Genomic DNA, 17,851 nt, shown 5'->3' with positions numbered 1-17,851 from the left:
AAAAATGGAGAGTTCAATAATGAAACAATTTTTAAAGAAGCCTTTGGGGTTGGCGGTAGCGGCTACCATGGCAATAGGTGGAATGTCTGCATATACAAATGCAACTGCTGCAGTTGATGCAAACGCACTAGGCGATTTAGCGCTAGTTCCTTACTACACAGTTCGCGATAACTTCGTGACTGGTGTTCATATCATTAATACATCTGACCAGACGCAAGTTGTGAAGATGCGTTTACGTCGTGGTTCGGATTCAGCTGATGCATTGGATTTTAACATAATCATGTCACCATACGATGTTTGGGTTGGCACAATCAATGATGATGATGATGCTCTAGGTATCACTTCAACAGATAACACTTGTACAGCACCTGTTGCTAACGGTACTGATTCTCTTGGTCGTCCAAAGTTTGTAGCTCCTGCTATCTTTGCTGCAAACAATGCGGCTGATGAAGGTTACTTGGAAGTAATCGGCATGGCTCAGGCAGATGAGACTCAGCCTATCTCTGTTGGTGCTTTACATGGTGCTAACGGTATGCCTGCTGATTGTGATGCGGTGCGTGCAAACTTTAGATTTGCTAATGGTACTGGTGCTGTAGGTGTTGCTTCTACTGCTACACGTGGAGTGCTTTCTAACTCTTTAACTCGCTCTAATGCTGGTACACTCGCTGCAGCACAAGGTGATAGTGATTTTACTGGAACAGATAATGTTCTTAAGGTTTCGTACTTTATCCGTGATTCTCAGACAGGGATGGAGATGGGTGATAATGCCACTCATATCGTAGACTTCGTTGATGATGCTACTGCTGCTGGTGCCATGATGACTAACCAAGAATTTGGTATCAATAGTGGTGATGTTACTGGATTTGATTTCCCTGACCTAAACGGTGGTAGTCTTCTTAATGGAGTTGGTATAGTTGGTCCAGCAAAGGGTCGTTACGATGCTTCTATACGTGAGTCACTAGGTTCTGATGCGATCCTTAATGACTGGTCATTTAACAGTGCTAATGGTGTTTCTACAGATTGGGTTGTGACAATTCCTGGTCAGTACACAATGGACAATCCAGCTGATAATGGTTCTGTAATTATCGATGGTAGTGCAGATTTAGTAGATCATCGTGATCTTCCTGTTCGCGCAACATTTGAAGTATTTGATCGTGAAGAAGCAACAGCAGTTGCTGAAGACGGTGGTTTGGTAATCTCTCCATCACCATTTGTTGAAAACCCAACTACTGATTTCACAAGAGAAACTAATGTAATTGAGTGGGGTGGAAAGACAGTATTCAATACAGTTGCTCCTACTGCAGTTTCTACTGGTTTGGTTAATACAACAGGTTGGGCTAACTTAACAATTGCATCTACCAAGACAATAGCTCCTGCAGTCGATACTCGTGTAATTTACGACCAAACTGATAGAACTGGTGCTGCTAATGAGCCTCAGGCTGGTTGGGCTAACCAAGGTGTTCCAGTAATTGGTTTCACTGCATGGCAGCGTACTTTTACAGATGCATCTAAAAACTACGGTCGTATTGTTGCGCACAGTCGTGTGAACCCTACTCCATAGTAAATATGTGTTTAGATAAATTTATTTAATTATAAATTTAAAAAAACCGGTGCATAGCATCGGTTTTTTTTTGTTTGAATTTTATGTAAAAGAAATGTTAAATGATGATCAGCTATAATAATATTAGCTATTGTTTTATTGTTTTATTGTTTTATTGTTTTATTGTTTTGGTGTTATATGAAAAATAGTTTAATTTATTTTATCTTTTTGTTTGTTGCTTTTTTAAGTTTTAATCATGTGGCTTTAGCGGATAAAAAGATCGCGACAGAGTCAATTATTATTGATAATGGTCTTCATATCAGTAAAGAAGAGTTAGAAGAGGCAATGAAATACTGGCCAGAAAAAGACCGGTTGGCTGCTTTCACAGATAATGGTATGAGGTTTCAGTTGCTTAGCCGATTTATTCAAAACCGGAAGGTCTCTGATAAATTAGAAAAAATGACTAAAGAGTCAGATCCGGTATTTTATTGGCAGCAAAAATTTGCAGTAAGAAATTTACAAGCAAATTTATACTTAAAAAATTACAAAGATAACTTAGTCGTTCCAGATATGACCGAGCTTGCAAAGGAGAGGTTGTTGGTTAATAAAGATAAATATACCAAAAACCCAGAAGAAAGAATGGCGTCTCATATCCTCGTAATGTGCAAGCCAGGTTTGTGTGATAGAGATGAGAAAAGACCAGAAGCACAGCAGATTTTAGATAAGCTTGAGTCGGGCGAAAGCTTTGAAGAACTCGTAGCTAAATATTCAGAAGATCCTGGTTCAAAATTAAGAAAGGGTAAGCTAAATAGTTGGATAAGATTAGCAGGGAAAAGAATGGATCCACATTTTGTCGGTGGTGTTTTTTCTATTAAAGAAGTAGGTGGCTATTCTGATTTAGTAGAAACACAATTTGGTTTCCATATTATACGGTTAGATAAAATTAAACCTGTGAGTTATAAGCCTGAAGAATATGTGTTACCCGGTATAGTAGAGCAACTAGAAAAAGAATATAGGCATTTATCAGAGGTGGTCTTCACAAATGATTTAATACTAAGTGAAAATTCAATAGTTGATGATGCTGCTATTACTGAATTACTTTCGGGTTATCAAAATAAAAAGAAAGAGGAAAAACCTAAAGCTCGCCCTAAGGTAACGATCAAACAATTTGAAAGGCCTAAGTAAATGGAAGTTTTATCGGCTTCAAAAGTTATAATATCTATTTGAGTTATAAGTGGTTTAAAGTAGCTTTTTGCTTGATATAAAAGAACAATAAAAAAGTGCCTATAAGTAGGGGGGTGTATTGGTTAAACGCCCTTGCTTGTAGGCTAACTCAATTGCAGCTTTATAAAGTTTGTAGTCCTTGGCGTGATACTGCGTTATTCTGCTTTTTAGTTTGGGATTGTCGCTAAAATAGGATTGGTTATTTGTCGTTGGATTTATGTTTTGTTTGTAAGGAGACAGGGCGTTATTTTTCAGAAATGTCTCTGAGAAAAAATTTAGTTCATTGTCATAGTTTTCGACGATGCCAATAAAGTCAATTTTTTTGGTTGGGAATCCCCATAAAAACTTGGAATAGGTATTCCTTAGCTCTGGTCCAAGACAAAACCTTTCTAAGCTCCATTTCTCCTCAACGATTCGCTTCAGTAACGGTTGGGTTATTGCTTTTTCATGAGAGTAATGACGTTTCATATAAAAATACTGTGAAGCTAATCTTTCTGCTGGTTCTCGTAACCAGGTTACATATTTGAAGTCTTTTTCGACCTTATGAAATCGATATTTTAGGGGGAGAAAGTGACCATGAATGCATTGTATGTTGTCAAAATCTCTAAAATAATTAAATGATGACTGAATAATTGCATGCTTATTACGATTCAGAGAAGAATGGTGCAATGGTAAATCTTTATAGTCTTTTAATAGAGCTTTTCCAAAATGTTCATTTAATGAACTCGCAAAGCTAGAGCCAGCAGTTTTTGGTAAGTGTATTGAAATCAGCATTGAGTCGTTACGTGTTAAATCCGAGTTTCTTAACAAACTCTAAATCAGCCTGGTCAAATAGGCTTGTTCCATATTCTTTGTACCTACCGATTGAAGCTGGGGCCCTAATAAGTGATTGAATTGTTGTGAGTGTGCTGTCATCTATTGGTACATTGAGAAAATTCAGAAATTTAGGTACTTCTATTTCTGGATTAGTGCAGAAATTATCATAATTAATTAATAGAAAGTTATTTTCCATGTTTTCAGCAATATCTAATAAGCGTTTATGAACTGTGCACCAATATTTTAATGAATAATAAGGGGTTTGTTTAAAGTCATCACCAATGAATTTTTTACCCCAGAGTAATTGCTGGTTCTGGTTATTGCTGTGTGCCATATCTAAACCATTTCGCATTACATGAATGTATTTCATTTTTGGCAGGTATTTGGTTAACCGGTCCAGGATGATATGTGTATTAGGTTCTTTCCAGCCCCATTTATGTGTATCGAGCGTATTTTTATGGCTGGATAATAGGCTTTCTGCACGGTCTTTAAAAAACGCTATTGGTAAATGTCGCTGTTCATGGATCAATTGATCGACAGTGTGTTTTTGTTGTTCGGTTAGTTGTTCTTTTGTGAGCATTCCCTGTAAGAAAATATTTAACAAATAGTTGAAATTGTCATCGTCGTAATCAAGAATTTCTATATGTTTAAAGAGTAGTGTGAACCACAAATTGTCTTTTGCCTTGTTTAGGTCAGAGCCAATGTAATAATTTAACTCTTCTAAACAGTTGGCAATTAGTCGGGTGCCACTGCCACCCACACCACCAATGGCAACAGGAGATATCTGGCTTTTCAGGTTTTTTATTGTATCCATTATCTTTCTCAGCTACTGAGGTTTTGCGATATACTCATTAAATTATTCGTTAAGGCTGAGTACTTGTAAAGGGAATATATAGTCTTAACACTATATAAAGGTAAATAGGCCATTAACTTATGGCAGAAGGGCTAATATTACTAAATGAAAGAATGTATTGTTGTTTTAGGAATGCACCGTTCAGGTACTTCCGTTTTATCTGGTCTGGTGTCAGCTCAGGGGTTTTATTTAGGTGCCGATGAGATGCCTGTTCGAGAAGATAATCCAAAGGGATTCTTCGAGAATATGAAAGTCTATCGTTTAAACCAATCTATCTTAGAGGACTATAAAACTTCGTGGGATGATTATTTTTTTACGGTAGATAAAATCAAGCCTAATGACTTCCATGAGTATCTTGCTTCCGCCAAAACTATTTTAAAAGAAGAGTTTGGTCCTGCAAAAAGGATTTTTATTAAAGATCCTAGGATGTGTTTACTGTTCCCTTTGTGGGAAAAGGCGTTGCTTGATTCAGGTTACACAATAAAGGTTATTCTCGCTTACCGCAGTCCGATGGAAGTGGGGCATTCTCTCAAAGTAAGAAATGAAATGGCTTTGGAAAAAAGTCTTCTCATGTGGTCTCATTACTTTTTTCAGGCAGAAATAAGCAGTCGTCCTTACGAACGTTTATTGGTGCACTACAGTGCAGATTTTCAGGATTTGGAGGCTTTTGTAAATAGGCTGAGTGAGTTTTTGCAGGTAGAGGTTACAGATGAGGTTTTAGAACGATCGAAACAACTGTATACGACTAAATTAACGCATCATAAATCACTAGAAGATAATTTGAGTGATGCGGTACCTTCTTACTTAATTAAATTAATTAAAATACTCTCTAAGGGAGATATTAACCTTTTCAATAAGCTAGATGCTATTGAGTCTGAGTTTTATAACTCACAAAGTTTGTTTTTGTATAATGACGTTAATTTAAATCAAAGGATAGGTTTATTGGAATCGGATCTCTCTGCAAAAGAGGGTGAGATTAAATTAATACTCAAAGATCTTGAGAGGGCAGAAAAAGAAAAACAGAGGTCTGAGTCTCAAAGCCTTGATGAGTTAAGGCGTAAAGAACAAGAAATTGAAAAAAGTTATTCTAACTGCCGCAAGCTTGAAGAGTCGTTAGAAGAGATCAAAAATACACTCAAAAGTGAAAAACAAAAAAGAGAGTTGTTAGATAAAACAAGAAGAGAGCAGCTTAGCGTAGGCAATGAGCTATTTTTATCAATTTATCACGATAAAGCGTGGAAGAATAAGTTCAAAAGAATTCTTAAAGAGAGTAAGTACTTTAAAATAAAAAAGGCGGTGATGCCTTTTGCAAATAATAAGAATAAGACTTTTCTGCAAGATAAAATTGAAATTATTGAGTCTGGTTTATTTTCTAGTTTTTATTATTTAACTAACCATCCGCAGGCTTGGAAAAATAATGTTGATCCGTTAAATTTTTATAATAAACATGGTTGGAAAGCGGGGCATAACCCAGGGCCACATTTTAATACTAGAGAATATCTCTCAATGTATGAAGATGTGGCGCAAATGGGTGTTAACCCATTACTTCACTATATCCGTTATGGTAGGAAGGAAGGACGCTTTCCGATGCTTCCCCGCGACCAGAATCAACAGGCTTCTCCAGTTGTTGGAGGGCTTGCTGCTGAATCTAATCATGCAAAATATCATGGCCCTACAAAAGGTAGTATCGATGGATTCTGCGATGGTGTAGTTTCTGGATGGCTGTTGGCGCAAACTAAAAGTTGCACTCCAATTATTAAAGTTAATGGTATTCCAACTTTAACCGAAGCTTTAGATCAAGGTGTGCTTGATGAAAATGGTATTAGCCAACACGGTGGTGGTTTTAAATGCAGAGTTATTTCATCAGTAGAAGAAAAAGCAGAAATTGAGTTATCTATTCTGAATGAAGATGGGGTCACTCAGGTGCAGAAAAAAACTATCAAAAATAGTTTTTTGAAGCCTAATAAATTTCAAGATTTAGATAAAGCATACGAAATATCAAAACAGAAAGGAGCGGTCGCGATAACGGTGTGGGAGGGCGCACATAACCCTATCGGGAGAGCAAAAGTACTTTACGATATTGTTAAATCAAAACGTCCGGTTGTTTTATTCGCATATATTTTTGGTGAGTTTGGTGCAGATCTTTGGATGCCGATGAGAAGTTTGGGCATGCATATTGTACTTATTCCCTATGCTGAACGTGAAAATTATCAGGCTTATATTCAACATCGAAATATTAGTTTTGATACGGTTTGGATTTGTAAACATAGGCTGCATAGTTTTGAATTGGCGAGTTTTATTACAAAAGAAGATTCTGCCTGTATTCTTGATATGGATGATAATGAAGATGTCTTTGTGAGCTCGAAAGGATCAGAGCAGAAACCTTATGGAATATTTAGTAAAAATAAATCCAATTTCTATTTAGGCAGAGTTAAAAGCAGATCGGTCGCGAGTATATCTATTCAGCAGGAATATGGTGGAGAGATTGTTAGACATGCGAGAGAGAAGTATTCTAATTCCAGTAATGATAAACCTAAAAACACGACAAAAACGGCTGTGTTTATTGGAACGATTCGTGCGCATAAAAATGTTACACAGTTAGTCGATGCTATACATAGTTATAACCAGAACACTGATGAAAAGATAAAGCTGGCTATTGGTGGTGATTTTAATCCGCCAACTTTAAGGCAAACGCTAGATACGCCAGATACCATCATTTTAGATGAAGTAGCTAATGAGGATTTGTTTGAAACCCTGGCAGCGTATGATGTGGTTATCACGGGATATCCAGATAAAAGATCAGAAAATTCTGAAATCAACAAATTGCAAATCACATCTAAAATTGGAGATGGGCTGACCATTGGCAGGCCTGTGCTTACTCCCAGTTCCCCATCAGTGGAGGATTTGCATGATGTTTCTGGTTTGTATGTCTTTGATAGAAGTACATTCAATGACCAACTTAAGGCAGCTATAAACCATGATGGTGAAATAAACTTGCCTGACGCGTTTACAATCGAAAAATCATTTGAAACTTTCGAGGCTCTTGAGAAATTAGCAAAAACAGATTCGAAAGCGGGGGATATTTTTGAGCTTGAGCCCTTCTACTCAAAAAATAATAAAAGTAAGACGGACAAATCGAATATTGTATTAGTCTGGAAGCAGCATGATTCTGGTATTTATGGTCGCAGAGTTGATCATTTAGCGCGTTACTATAAACAGAAGCATCCCGATTCTCATGTTACTGTTATTGAAATCCTTGATGAGGCGAATTTGAGTGATTTTGAAAACACTAGTGCTGTTTTTGATAATTCTACTGTTATTGTTAATGACGTGCTTTCTAAAAAGATTTACCGTTATGATGTAGATGGTATTAATTATCATTTGTTGACGTATAAAGATCATGATGGATTAAACTCATTAGAGAAAAAGTTTAATGACTTTTTAACGACAGAGCATATCTATCCGGATAATTCCGTTATGGTTCTGTTTCCTCTAATTCAACAGTTTAGTCTTTTACTTGAGTCATTAGTCGCTTATAAAGTGATTGTGGATATTGTAGATAACCAAGTTCAATGGATGAAAAAACCTGAAGTTAGATTGCAGGGTTTAAAACAATACCATGAGTTGATTACATTAGCGGATGAAGTTGTTGCAAATTCGCCGACTAACCTTGAATACTTTGATGATTTACACTTTTTTGAAGGTAAGAAACCGCACTTTATTGCTAATTGGTATTCTTTGCCAAGTAATTTTGAATACCAGCGATCGGTGAATAGTGGAGAAATCAATCTGATTTATTCTGGTAATCTTAATGACAGAATCGACTGGGATTTAATGGCTAAAATTTGTAAAGCCTTATCTGGCGTATCTGGCTATTTACATATTGCGGGTTCGGCAGTCAGACAATCCGACAAAATGAAGAAGTTACTACGCAATGAAAACTGCATCTATCATGGGGTGATTGGAGAAAAGAACTTACTTAGATTGTTACAGCACGTGAACTTCGCTGTGGTGCCCCATAAAGAAGATCGTATTTCCAAGTTTATGGACCCAATCAAATTAAAAATGTATAAAAAACTGGGGATAACAAGTTTAACAACTAAATTGCCCAGTCTGCCGGAGGATGATCCGATGATTATAGTCGCTGAATCTAGTAATGATTTTATTAGTAAATTGGATTCGATGCTGGCAACCCATAGTTACAAGACTGATCGTCATGATGATAATCCAAATGATGATGTCGGTGATAAGTATATCAAATTAATAGACCAGCTTATTTCTTAGGGATTTATTAATGATATTAGGCACCCCCCCACTTACAGGCCGTTTTTCCTATGTTTGAATTTTTATCTAAACTATTCAATAACAATAAGGAGGCGATTGAACACTCTGAAGAGAAACCTAAACAAAAAACCAGTGAGGAATCTAAACTTCGCTCAGCTAAAGATACTTATACGGATAGATGTTCTGTTTGTGGTTTCTATGGTGAATTTCATAAGAATAATCGTTCTTTTAGAGAAGGGTATCAGTGCCCAGAATGCAATTCCTCACTTCGATACAGGGGGCAGGCGGCATCAATTTTAAAAATATATGGTAAGCCTGATCAGGAGACGATCACAGATTTAAGTAAAGATGATGTGTTTTCTCAGTTAACTATTTATGAGCCAGGCGTTACAGGCCCTTTTAGAAAATTATTCTCTGATTATAAAGGGTATAAAAACTCATTTTACTGGGATGATGTTGAGTTTGGTGAATATAAAGATGGTATTCAGTGTCAATCTTTAGAAAATTTGACTTTTGAAGATAATGAAATAGATCTAATTATATCTTCCGATATTATGGAGCATGTAAGACTTCCTTGGATTGCTTTTGAAGATATTTACCGGGTTTTGAAGCCAGGTGGTTATCATGTTTTTTCTATTCCAGTTCATTTACCCATGAGAAATAAGACAAGCTATAGAGTAGATACTTCAGGCGCTGAAGATATTAATATTGAGGAGCCACATTATCATGGCAATGGCGTTGGCGGAAAATCTCTAGTTTATACAGATTTTGGTGCTGATATCGAACAGCATCTTAAAGAAATTGGTTTTAATGTAGAACTTGATGCGCTGAATCATAGTCATTCAGAAATTAAAAGGCTGTTGACTTTTGTTACTAAAAAAACCTTTTAAATCAAAGAGGGAAAATTAATTGTGCTTCTCTTAAAATTAATCAAAGGTATGTTTAAAAGGAGGAGTGGATTTGTCTTGTCTGAAACAACTCCTTCTATAGTTATTAAAACCCCAGTTACCAAATGGAGGAGGGCTAAAAACTGGGGTGATTATCATATGGCTGTATTACTCAAAAAGGAACTTGAAGTTGAGGGTTATAATGTATTAATTCAGATTTTACCCGAATGGTATAACGATGAAGGAAACACTTGTGATATTGCGATTGTTTTTAGAGGATTATCCAGATACGAACCACAATCACACCAAATAAATATTATGTGGAATATATCTCATCCTGATCTGGTGAGTAACGATGAGTATGAGAGTTATGATAAAGTATTTATAGCCTCGTCATATTGGACAGAACAAGTTTCAAATTCAGTATCTACTGATGTTGAAACAATGCTTCAATGTACAGATGCCAGTCGTTTCAAAGAACCGACTGAAGAGCAGAAAAAGGAACATCACCAACAAATATTATTTGTGGGAAATTCCCGTGGACACCTAAGAAAAGTCATTGCAGATTTGATGCCTATAGATTTTGATTTGAGTATTTATGGTAAAAACTGGAGTAAGTTAATCTCAAAAAAATATTTAAAGGGTAAATATATTCGCAATACTGAGTTACATAAATATTATGGTTCTGCTGATATTCTTTTGAATGATCATTGGGATGATATGAGAAACAAAGGATTTGTTTCAAATAGACTATTTGATGGTCTAGCCAGTGGAGCTTTTATCGTTTCTGATAAAGTGAAAGAAATGGGTAGGTTAAGTGATTTTGTAGAAACTTATGAAACCAAAGAAGAGTTAACCGAAAAAATATCTCATTATCTGAAATACCCTGAAGAGCGGCTATCGAAAGTTACAAAAGGTCGGGAGTATGTATTAAGTAACCATACTTTTAAGGACCGTGCTAAACAGTTTTCTGTGGCTATTGATAATTTTATTCTAAAAAAGAATCAAATTATAGAGAGAACAACTGAGTGTAATATTTGTGGCTGTAATGAATTTAAGGAAGGTCCTTTAGGCCGTTTAACGAAGCTAGGTGAAAAGCCCCATTGTGTCGAATGTGGTTCATTAGAAAGACATCGATTAATTAGAACTGTTTGGGAGAAACTTCCACTCCAGTTTCTTAATCGAAAAAAAGCTCTTCAATTCAGTTTAGATCCTAGCGTTGACTCCAAATGGTTTGAGGGTCATGAAACTTCTATTTATGGGCACTCCAATACTTTAGACTTGCAAAATATAGAGCGTGCGGATAAAACCTATGATGTTGTTATTTGTAATCAAATACTTGAACATGTAGCCGATGATAAATTGGCGTTCAGTGAAATTTTGCGCGTAATGAAAGATGATGGTTTCTTACAGATGACTGTGCCTCTTCCCATTCAAAAAAAAGTAACTGATGATTGGGGTTACCCTAAAGAGGATTTTCATGGGCATTATCGTCACTATGGAATAGATTTAATAGAATATTTTTCCAAGGTCTTACCTGGAGTTCATATGATTAATTGCAGGGCTCGCGATGAGGTTACTGCTGTTGAGGACTTTGTGTTTTTTTGGATGAAAAGTAAAGATACAAGAGATTATTTGTTGGATCAATTGGCTGGGAAAGTAGAAATAGATCGTTATTTCTAAAGATTTTGATGAAACTACTGAGTATTGTAATTCCTGCTTTCAATCGGCAGTTTGGGTTTAATAAGTTACTTGCTGATTTATATAATGCGATCGAAGAGAGTAATTTGCAGTCTGAAGTGGAAATTATTGTGGTTGATGATTGTTCATCAGCTTATATTACTATTCCTGGTTTAATTTTGAATGTGACTTTGATTCGTAATGATAAAAATTTAGGTGCGCCAGCTTCTCGAAAGATAGGATTTGAATCATCCCGGGGTCAATTTATTCATTTTCATGACTCGGATGACACTATCTCTGAGGGATGGCTCGGTAAAGTAATACAGCAACTTAAACAAGATTCAAATTTAGATATTTTAATGACGGCTCGCGTTGATCATGAAATGGCTGAAGACACAATAAAAGTACAAAAATACTTCAATCTGAAGTCATCTCATCCTAATAAAATCAAATCAAGATTAATTTATCGAAACTGCATGGGTCCATTAGGAGGCGTGACATTCTCTCGACGAGTTTTAGATAAAACCGAGTTTAAATCGTTCGCCTCTTGCCAAGACTGGCAAATGTATATCGATGTAATAAAACATGCAAAGGTATTGGTGAGTCGGCCTGACATAAAATTTATTTTCAATAAAACAGGCGATGATCGCATTTCGCATAATCCAAGAAAGAAAATTCTTGGGCATCTTCAGCTTGCTAAAATTACGGGTAAAAAATCAATATTTGGACGGCATATTCGATTGTTCTATTTGTATACTTGTAAACAACACATCTATAACAAGGGTGGTTATGTACTTAGGTTTTATAAAAAAAATAGGTTGATCATTTTTGCTACCTTCCTCATTGTCAGTATTTATTGGAGAGTGACTTAAATGCTTTATTGCATTAACTTTACTCGCTGGAAGCTCAATTATATTAGCTCTTTTTTGGCAGATGATGGCGAATCTATTTTCGTTTCTTCTGCTTCCAATGCTGTTGAAAAAGGGTTTAATGGAAATTCGCAATTAATCTCTTGGGCAAGTAAAGATCATAGCGAAGTAGATAAGCTGATTTCGGAATTTGGAATAGCGCCATGGTACATAGAAGATGGCTTTATTCGTTCGGCAGGTTTAGGTACTGACTTAACCGCTCCTGCATCTTTGGTGTTAGATAAAACCGGTATTTATTACGACCCCAGTACACCAAATGATTTGGAAACTATTCTTCAATTTAAAAACTTTACTCGGGAAGAGCTTGATAGGGCGGAAGCTTTAAAAAACACGTTAATTGAAAATGAGCTAAGTAAATATAATTTAGGTGTTTCATTTACTAAAGAGTCTTTGTCTTTAAAGCCCAATCAAAGAATTATATTGATACCCGGCCAGGTGGAAGATGATGCTTCAATTAAAAAGGGCTGTGTTGATATCGACACTAACGCTGCCTTGATTGAATCTGTGCGAGATAACAATAACAACGCTTTTCTTATTTATAAACCACATCCTGATGTTGTTAGCGGTAATCGTAAGGGAAAAGTTGATAAGCAGGTTTTAGATGCACATACAGACTTGGTTTTGTATGATGCCAGTATCACAGATTGTTTGGCAGTAGTGGATGAGGTTCATACAATGACCTCTCTAGTGGGTTTCGAGGCGTTGCTTCGTGATTTAAAGGTAGTTTGTTATGGCTTACCCTTTTATTCAAATTGGGGCTTAACTACTGATATGCATGATTTGTCTCGGCGCTCTCGAAATCTGGTTTTAAACGAACTCATCGCAGCAACATTGATCGATTATCCTCGTTATATGAATTGGGAAACCAATCAATTAACAACGCCTGAAGTTGTTGTCCAACAACTTAAAGAACAAATAGAAAAACAGGGGGGCAAACAATCTAATCAGATTTCATTTTTAAAGCGATTCTCTCGAAAAGTGATGAATTATTTAACCGGTGTATTTCTGGTAAAGTAATTATTTTCTTAAAAAACCCTCTATAAGTGGGGGGGTGTATTTTTATTGATTAATAAGCGTTAAAATTACGTTCTATTATTATTGAAAGTACAAAAATGGAAAATTTTGATTTAGATCTCTCTCTGCAAGATGCTGAGGCGGATTACAATGCTGCTGAAGCACAGGCTATTGCTTGTGGATTGTTGGTGGTGAATATTAGTTCTGACAAGATTGCCTGGGTGAAACTTATCTTTGGTGACGTCGACGTTGATAATGCGAAACAACATAAAGCGATTAAGTTAGCGGGCGAGTTATTCGAAGAGACGAAGCAACAATTACAAGATTCTAATATGGGTTTTGATCTGCTGTTACCTGAAGAAGATGAATCACTTTATGCTCGAGTGACAGCGCTACAGCAATGGTGTTCGGGATTTATCCTGGGTATTGGTATGGCGGGTGTAAAAGACCATAAGTCTCTGCCTCAGGACTCTCGTGAGTTAATGGCGGATATCACCGAAATCGGCACTGAGGGTGAGTTTGATCTTGAAGATCAAGAGCAATCTGAAGAAGCTTATGCAGAAATTAGTGAATATGTTCGTATGGGCGTTCTGTTGATCAACGAAGAACTTCAGCCATTAAAACAATCCTCTTTAATCCACTAAAAGCACTAATAAACCATCTATAAACACAGCCAAATAACGCAATAGAACTTTAAAACAGAGCGAGCCATGAAACAGATTAGTATCAAAGAATTCTCTCAACGTCGAAGCGATTTAATGGATCAGATAGGGGAAGATGCAATTGCAATTATCCCTTCTGCAGAGTTGCAAATTCGTAATCGTGATGCTGAGTTTGTTTTTCGCCAAGATAGTGATTTCCTCTATTTGACTGGTTTTAATGAGCCAGAAGCGGTTGCCGTTTTAGTCCCTGGTAGGGAAGAAAGCGAGTACATCTTGTTTTGTCGTGAGAAAGATCCAAAGACAGAGCAGTGGACCGGTCGTATGTCAGGTTTGGTTGGCGCAGTAGAAAACTACGGCGCTAATGATGCATTTCCTATTGAAGATATTGACGAAATCCTTCCGGGTTTGATGGAAAACAGAAATAAGGTTTTCTACAGTGTTGGTCATAACCAAGACTTTGATAGTCAGGTTATTAGCTGGGTAAATTCTCTGCGTGCCAAGGTTAGAAATGGCGTGCAAGCTCCACATGAGTTTATTTCCTTGGATGTGCTGCTTCACGAGATGCGTTTATTCAAATCGCCTCAAGAACAAGAATTAATGAGAGATGCTGCCAAGGTTTCGGTAAATGCTCACCAACGAGCGATGAAAACCTGTAAGCCTGGCATGATGGAATACGAAATCGATGCTGAATATATGCATGAGTTTAGAAAGTCAGGCATGGTACCAGCCTACACCAGCATTGTTGGCGGTGGTGAAAACGCCTGTATTCTCCACTATATCGATAATAATCAAAAACTAAATGATGGCGATTTGCTATTGATTGATGCCGGTGCCGAAAACCAGGGCTACGCCAGTGATATTACGCGTACTTTTCCTGTTGGCGGTAAGTTTAGTGAAGAGCAACGTATTCTCTATCAAATCGTACTTGATTCACAATATGCTGCCATTGAAATGGCAAAGCCCGGTAATCGTTGGATTGATCCACATGATGCAGCTGTTAGAGTGATCACTGCCGGTTTATTAGAAAATGGCTTGCTCAAAGGTGACCTTGAAGAGCTAATTGCAGAAAACAAATACTTCCCGTTTTACATGCATAAAACCGGTCACTGGTTAGGTTTGGATGTTCATGATGTGGGTGATTACAAAATCAGCGAAGAATGGCGTGAATTAGAGCCGGGAATGACGCTGACGGTAGAGCCGGGTATTTATGTTTCACCTAGCGATGACATTGATAAGAAATGGTGGAATATCGGCATTCGTATTGAAGACGATGTGCTAATAACAGAAACCGGCAACGAAGTGCTGACAGGTGCTTTGATTAAAGAAATAGATGACATTGAAAGTTTGATGGCGTCTTAACTAAATAGATCAGCAATCAAACTATGAATGAGCAATCTATCACTAAGCAATCCATAAATAAGCAGCTAAGTAGCAAAGATGTTTACGACATCATCATAGTTGGCGGTGGAATGGTGGGCGCGAGTCTGGCTGTGGCATTACTGCCGCTTAAACTGAAAGTAGCATTGGTTGATGAGTTTGAATTTGGTGCTCCTTCGCAGCCTTCTTACGATGATAGGGCGATTGCATTGTCCTATGGTTCTAGTTTGATTTTTAAAGGCATGGGCTTGTGGGATGAGCTGAAAGCTAAAACCACGGGAATAAAAAGTATTCACGTGTCTGATCGAGGGCATTTTGGTGCAGCGCGTTTATCGGCAGAAAAAGAAAAGGTTCCGTCGTTGGGATACCTGGTTGAAAGTAAGGTTCTTGGGCAGCAGTTGTATGAAGTGTTGAAAAATACTGATGTTGATTTAATTCAACCTGCTAGTGTTAAGAATCTTTCTGAAAGCGATAATGCGGTTACCTTAGAACTAGATAATAATAATGAGTTAAGTCAGATAAGTGCTCGTTTACTGGTAGCGGCAGATGGCACTACATCTAAAATAAGAGAATTATCAGGGATTAATATCACCCGCTCAGATTACAAGCAATCTGCGATTGTCAGTAATGTCTCTACTGAAAAACCTCATAACGGTGAAGCCTTTGAGCGTTTCACTGACAATGGTCCCATTGCGTTATTACCAATGTCAGATAACCGTTGTTCGCTGGTTTGGACGCATAACACAGAAGGCGGAATAAAAGGCGGAACAGAAAGCCTTGATGCAGTGATGGCGATGAGTGACGAGGACTTTTTAAACGAACTCGGCAAAGAATTTGGTTATCGCTTGGGGCGTTTTACCAGAGTAGGCAAGCGTTCTACTTTTCCTTTATCGCTAGTCACGGCGGATAAGAATACGGCAAATAGAACCGTAATCATTGGCAATGCTTCACACACCTTGCATCCCGTTGCGGGTCAGGGGTTGAATTTAGCCCTTCGTGATGTTGCTGTGCTAACGGACTTGGTGGCAGATTTGATGGGTAGCAATCAAACTGAATCTACAATCACTAACATAGCATCACTGTTAAGCGCTTACGAAGAGGCGCGTAAGGGCGATTTGAAAGGCACAATTCAATACACCGATTCCCTGGTGCGTTTATTCTCGAACGATCAGGCTTTATTAGGTCATGCGCGTGCTGGTGGGCTATTGGCATTTGATCGATTACCGCCACTAAGAAATTGGTTAACGCGAAAAAGCATGGGTATCAACTATCGTCAATCGCGTCTCGCTAGAGGCTTGGCACTGAGAGTCGCATCATGACTGATAAATTAAGCACGGAAAGAAAGCATTTTGACGTTGTCATCAATGGTGGCGGTATGGTTGGTGCTACTCTGGCGTGTTTATTGGCTGAATCAGGGCGCACAGTAGCGGTAATTGAATTTGCTAAAGCCGTCGAATTTTTAGCTGATTCACCTTATGACCTTCGTGTATCAGCAATCAGTCGTGCCTCACAAAAGGCATTTACAGAAATTGGCGCGTGGCATGCGATGCATGAAATGCGCGCTTCTCCTTATGAAAGCATGGAAGTCTGGGATGCCGAGGGTAACGGCAGCGTGCGCTTTGATGCTGCTGAATTGGGCGAGCCAGATATTGGCCATATCATTGAAAATCAAGTAATTCAGAAAGCTGTGTCTGATGCATTGAAGAAGCTGGATAAGGTCACCTTGTTTCAGCCAGATTCGTTGGATTGTTTTACTGTGAATGACGGTTCTGTTGAGATAATCCTCCAAAGTGGGGGGGTGATAACAGCCAATCTGTTAGTGGGTGCTGATGGCGCAAATTCTAGTGTCCGTGAACTTGCCTGTATAGATATTGAGTTTGATGACTATGCACAGAGCGGTTTAGTCGCTGTGGTGAATACTGAACTTCATCACCAATATACGGCATGGCAACGTTTTCAGAAGACAGGTCCGTTAGCCTTTTTGCCATTATCCGATGGGAGTTGTTCGATAGTCTGGACACTGCCGTCCGATAGAGCGGATTACTTTTTATCGCTGAGCAAGAATGATTTTAAAAAAGCATTGGCAGAAGCGTTTGATTATAAGTTGGGTAATATCACCAAGGTTGGAAAACGTGCAGCATTTCCACTTCGGGGTTCACAAGCGAAGCCTTATGTGATGGAGCGAATTGCTCTGGTTGGCGATGCGGCTCACACGATTCATCCATTAGCGGGGCAGGGTGTAAATCTCGGTATTAAAGATGTGGTTGAGTTAGCAAAACAACTCGATGGTGTTGCCGATGTTGGCAAAATAAAAGCATTAAGACGTTACGAGCGCGCCAGACGCGGTGATAACGTCATAACAATGCGAGCCATGGAAGGTTTTCGTTTGCTCTTTGGACACTCTGCAAATTCAGTAAAGTCGATTCGAAACTTTGGTATGAATATGTTTAACCAATTGCCACTTGTAAAGAATGAAGTGATTAGAAAAGCGCTTGGTTTGTAAGTATCTGTTAAAGTTGCGTTTTGGTAGTGATAAACAGAATAGATTAATTTAGAAAGCCACCCCCCCCCCCCCCCTACTTAGA

The 17,851-nt window shown here is 37.9% G+C and carries 13 protein-coding genes; 11 read left to right on the top strand and 2 right to left on the bottom strand.

Annotation, left to right across the window (positions count from 1 at the left end):
* Nucleotides 1–19 precede the first annotated feature (19 nt).
* Together OO007_RS01725 and OO007_RS01720 are read left to right on the top strand one after the other, a co-directional pair.
* Nucleotides 20–1,561: a hypothetical protein gene (locus OO007_RS01725; RefSeq protein ID WP_325807498.1), complete on the top strand. Its 1,542-nt coding sequence runs from the start codon at nt 20–22 to the stop codon at nt 1,559–1,561.
* 177 nt (nt 1,562–1,738) lie between these two features.
* On the top strand, nt 1,739–2,725 hold the full coding sequence (locus OO007_RS01720; RefSeq protein WP_325807497.1) for a foldase protein PrsA: 987 nt from the start codon (nt 1,739–1,741) through the stop codon (nt 2,723–2,725).
* A gap of 99 nt (nt 2,726–2,824) precedes the next feature.
* On the opposite strand, the gene OO007_RS01715 is transcribed toward OO007_RS01720, so the two are convergent.
* Both OO007_RS01715 and OO007_RS01710 read right to left on the bottom strand, forming a co-directional pair.
* A complete protein-coding gene (locus OO007_RS01715; RefSeq protein ID WP_325807496.1) occupies nt 2,825–3,538 on the bottom strand; it encodes a hypothetical protein in 714 nt (237 codons plus the stop codon).
* A 7-nt stretch (nt 3,539–3,545) separates the two neighbouring features.
* Nucleotides 3,546–4,394, bottom strand: coding sequence for a sulfotransferase (locus tag OO007_RS01710; RefSeq protein WP_325807495.1), 849 nt, complete (start codon nt 4,392–4,394; stop codon nt 3,546–3,548).
* Between the two features lie 144 nt (nt 4,395–4,538).
* On the opposite strand from OO007_RS01710, the gene OO007_RS01705 reads away from it, so the two are divergent.
* From OO007_RS01705 to OO007_RS01665, 9 genes are all read left to right on the top strand, one after another.
* Nucleotides 4,539–8,717, top strand: a complete 4,179-nt coding sequence (locus tag OO007_RS01705) for a hypothetical protein (protein ID WP_325807494.1) — start codon at nt 4,539–4,541, stop codon at nt 8,715–8,717.
* 50 nt (nt 8,718–8,767) lie between these two features.
* Nucleotides 8,768–9,607 carry a class I SAM-dependent methyltransferase gene (locus OO007_RS01700; RefSeq protein WP_325807493.1) on the top strand — a complete coding sequence of 280 codons (840 nt, stop codon included), beginning with the start codon at nt 8,768–8,770 and terminating at the stop codon, nt 9,605–9,607.
* Nucleotides 9,608–9,682: 75 nt separating this feature from the next.
* Nucleotides 9,683–11,287, top strand: coding sequence for a glycosyltransferase family protein (locus tag OO007_RS01695; RefSeq protein ID WP_325807492.1), 1,605 nt, complete (start codon nt 9,683–9,685; stop codon nt 11,285–11,287).
* An 8-nt stretch (nt 11,288–11,295) separates the two neighbouring features.
* Nucleotides 11,296–12,156: a glycosyltransferase family 2 protein gene (locus tag OO007_RS01690; RefSeq protein WP_325807491.1), complete on the top strand. Its 861-nt coding sequence runs from the start codon at nt 11,296–11,298 to the stop codon at nt 12,154–12,156.
* On the top strand, nt 12,157–13,230 hold the full coding sequence (locus OO007_RS01685; protein ID WP_325807490.1) for a capsular polysaccharide export protein, LipB/KpsS family: 1,074 nt from the start codon (nt 12,157–12,159) through the stop codon (nt 13,228–13,230). It begins immediately after the preceding gene.
* Between the two features lie 95 nt (nt 13,231–13,325).
* Nucleotides 13,326–13,871, top strand: coding sequence for a YecA family protein (locus tag OO007_RS01680; protein WP_325807489.1), 546 nt, complete (start codon nt 13,326–13,328; stop codon nt 13,869–13,871).
* A 66-nt stretch (nt 13,872–13,937) separates the two neighbouring features.
* Nucleotides 13,938–15,248, top strand: coding sequence for a Xaa-Pro aminopeptidase (gene pepP, locus OO007_RS01675; protein ID WP_325807488.1), 1,311 nt, complete (start codon nt 13,938–13,940; stop codon nt 15,246–15,248).
* A gap of 23 nt (nt 15,249–15,271) precedes the next feature.
* The gene (gene ubiH, locus OO007_RS01670; protein WP_325807487.1) at nt 15,272–16,585 is read left to right on the top strand and encodes a 2-octaprenyl-6-methoxyphenyl hydroxylase; all 1,314 of its coding nucleotides are present in this window, start codon (nt 15,272–15,274) and stop codon (nt 16,583–16,585) included.
* Complete coding sequence (locus OO007_RS01665; RefSeq protein ID WP_325807486.1) at nt 16,582–17,769, top strand: UbiH/UbiF/VisC/COQ6 family ubiquinone biosynthesis hydroxylase; 1,188 nt, start codon at nt 16,582–16,584, stop codon at nt 17,767–17,769. The genes ubiH and OO007_RS01665 overlap by 4 nt, the downstream gene beginning before the upstream one ends.
* The last annotated feature ends 82 nt before the right edge of the window (nt 17,770–17,851 follow it).

The sequence above is a fragment of the Cocleimonas sp. KMM 6892 genome, assembly GCF_035798195.1.
In the GTDB taxonomy this organism is placed as follows: Bacteria; Pseudomonadota; Gammaproteobacteria; order Thiotrichales; family Thiotrichaceae; genus Cocleimonas; species Cocleimonas flava.
The sequence above is the reverse complement of the archived record's forward strand: the minus strand, read 5'-3'. Positions and strand labels throughout refer to the sequence as shown.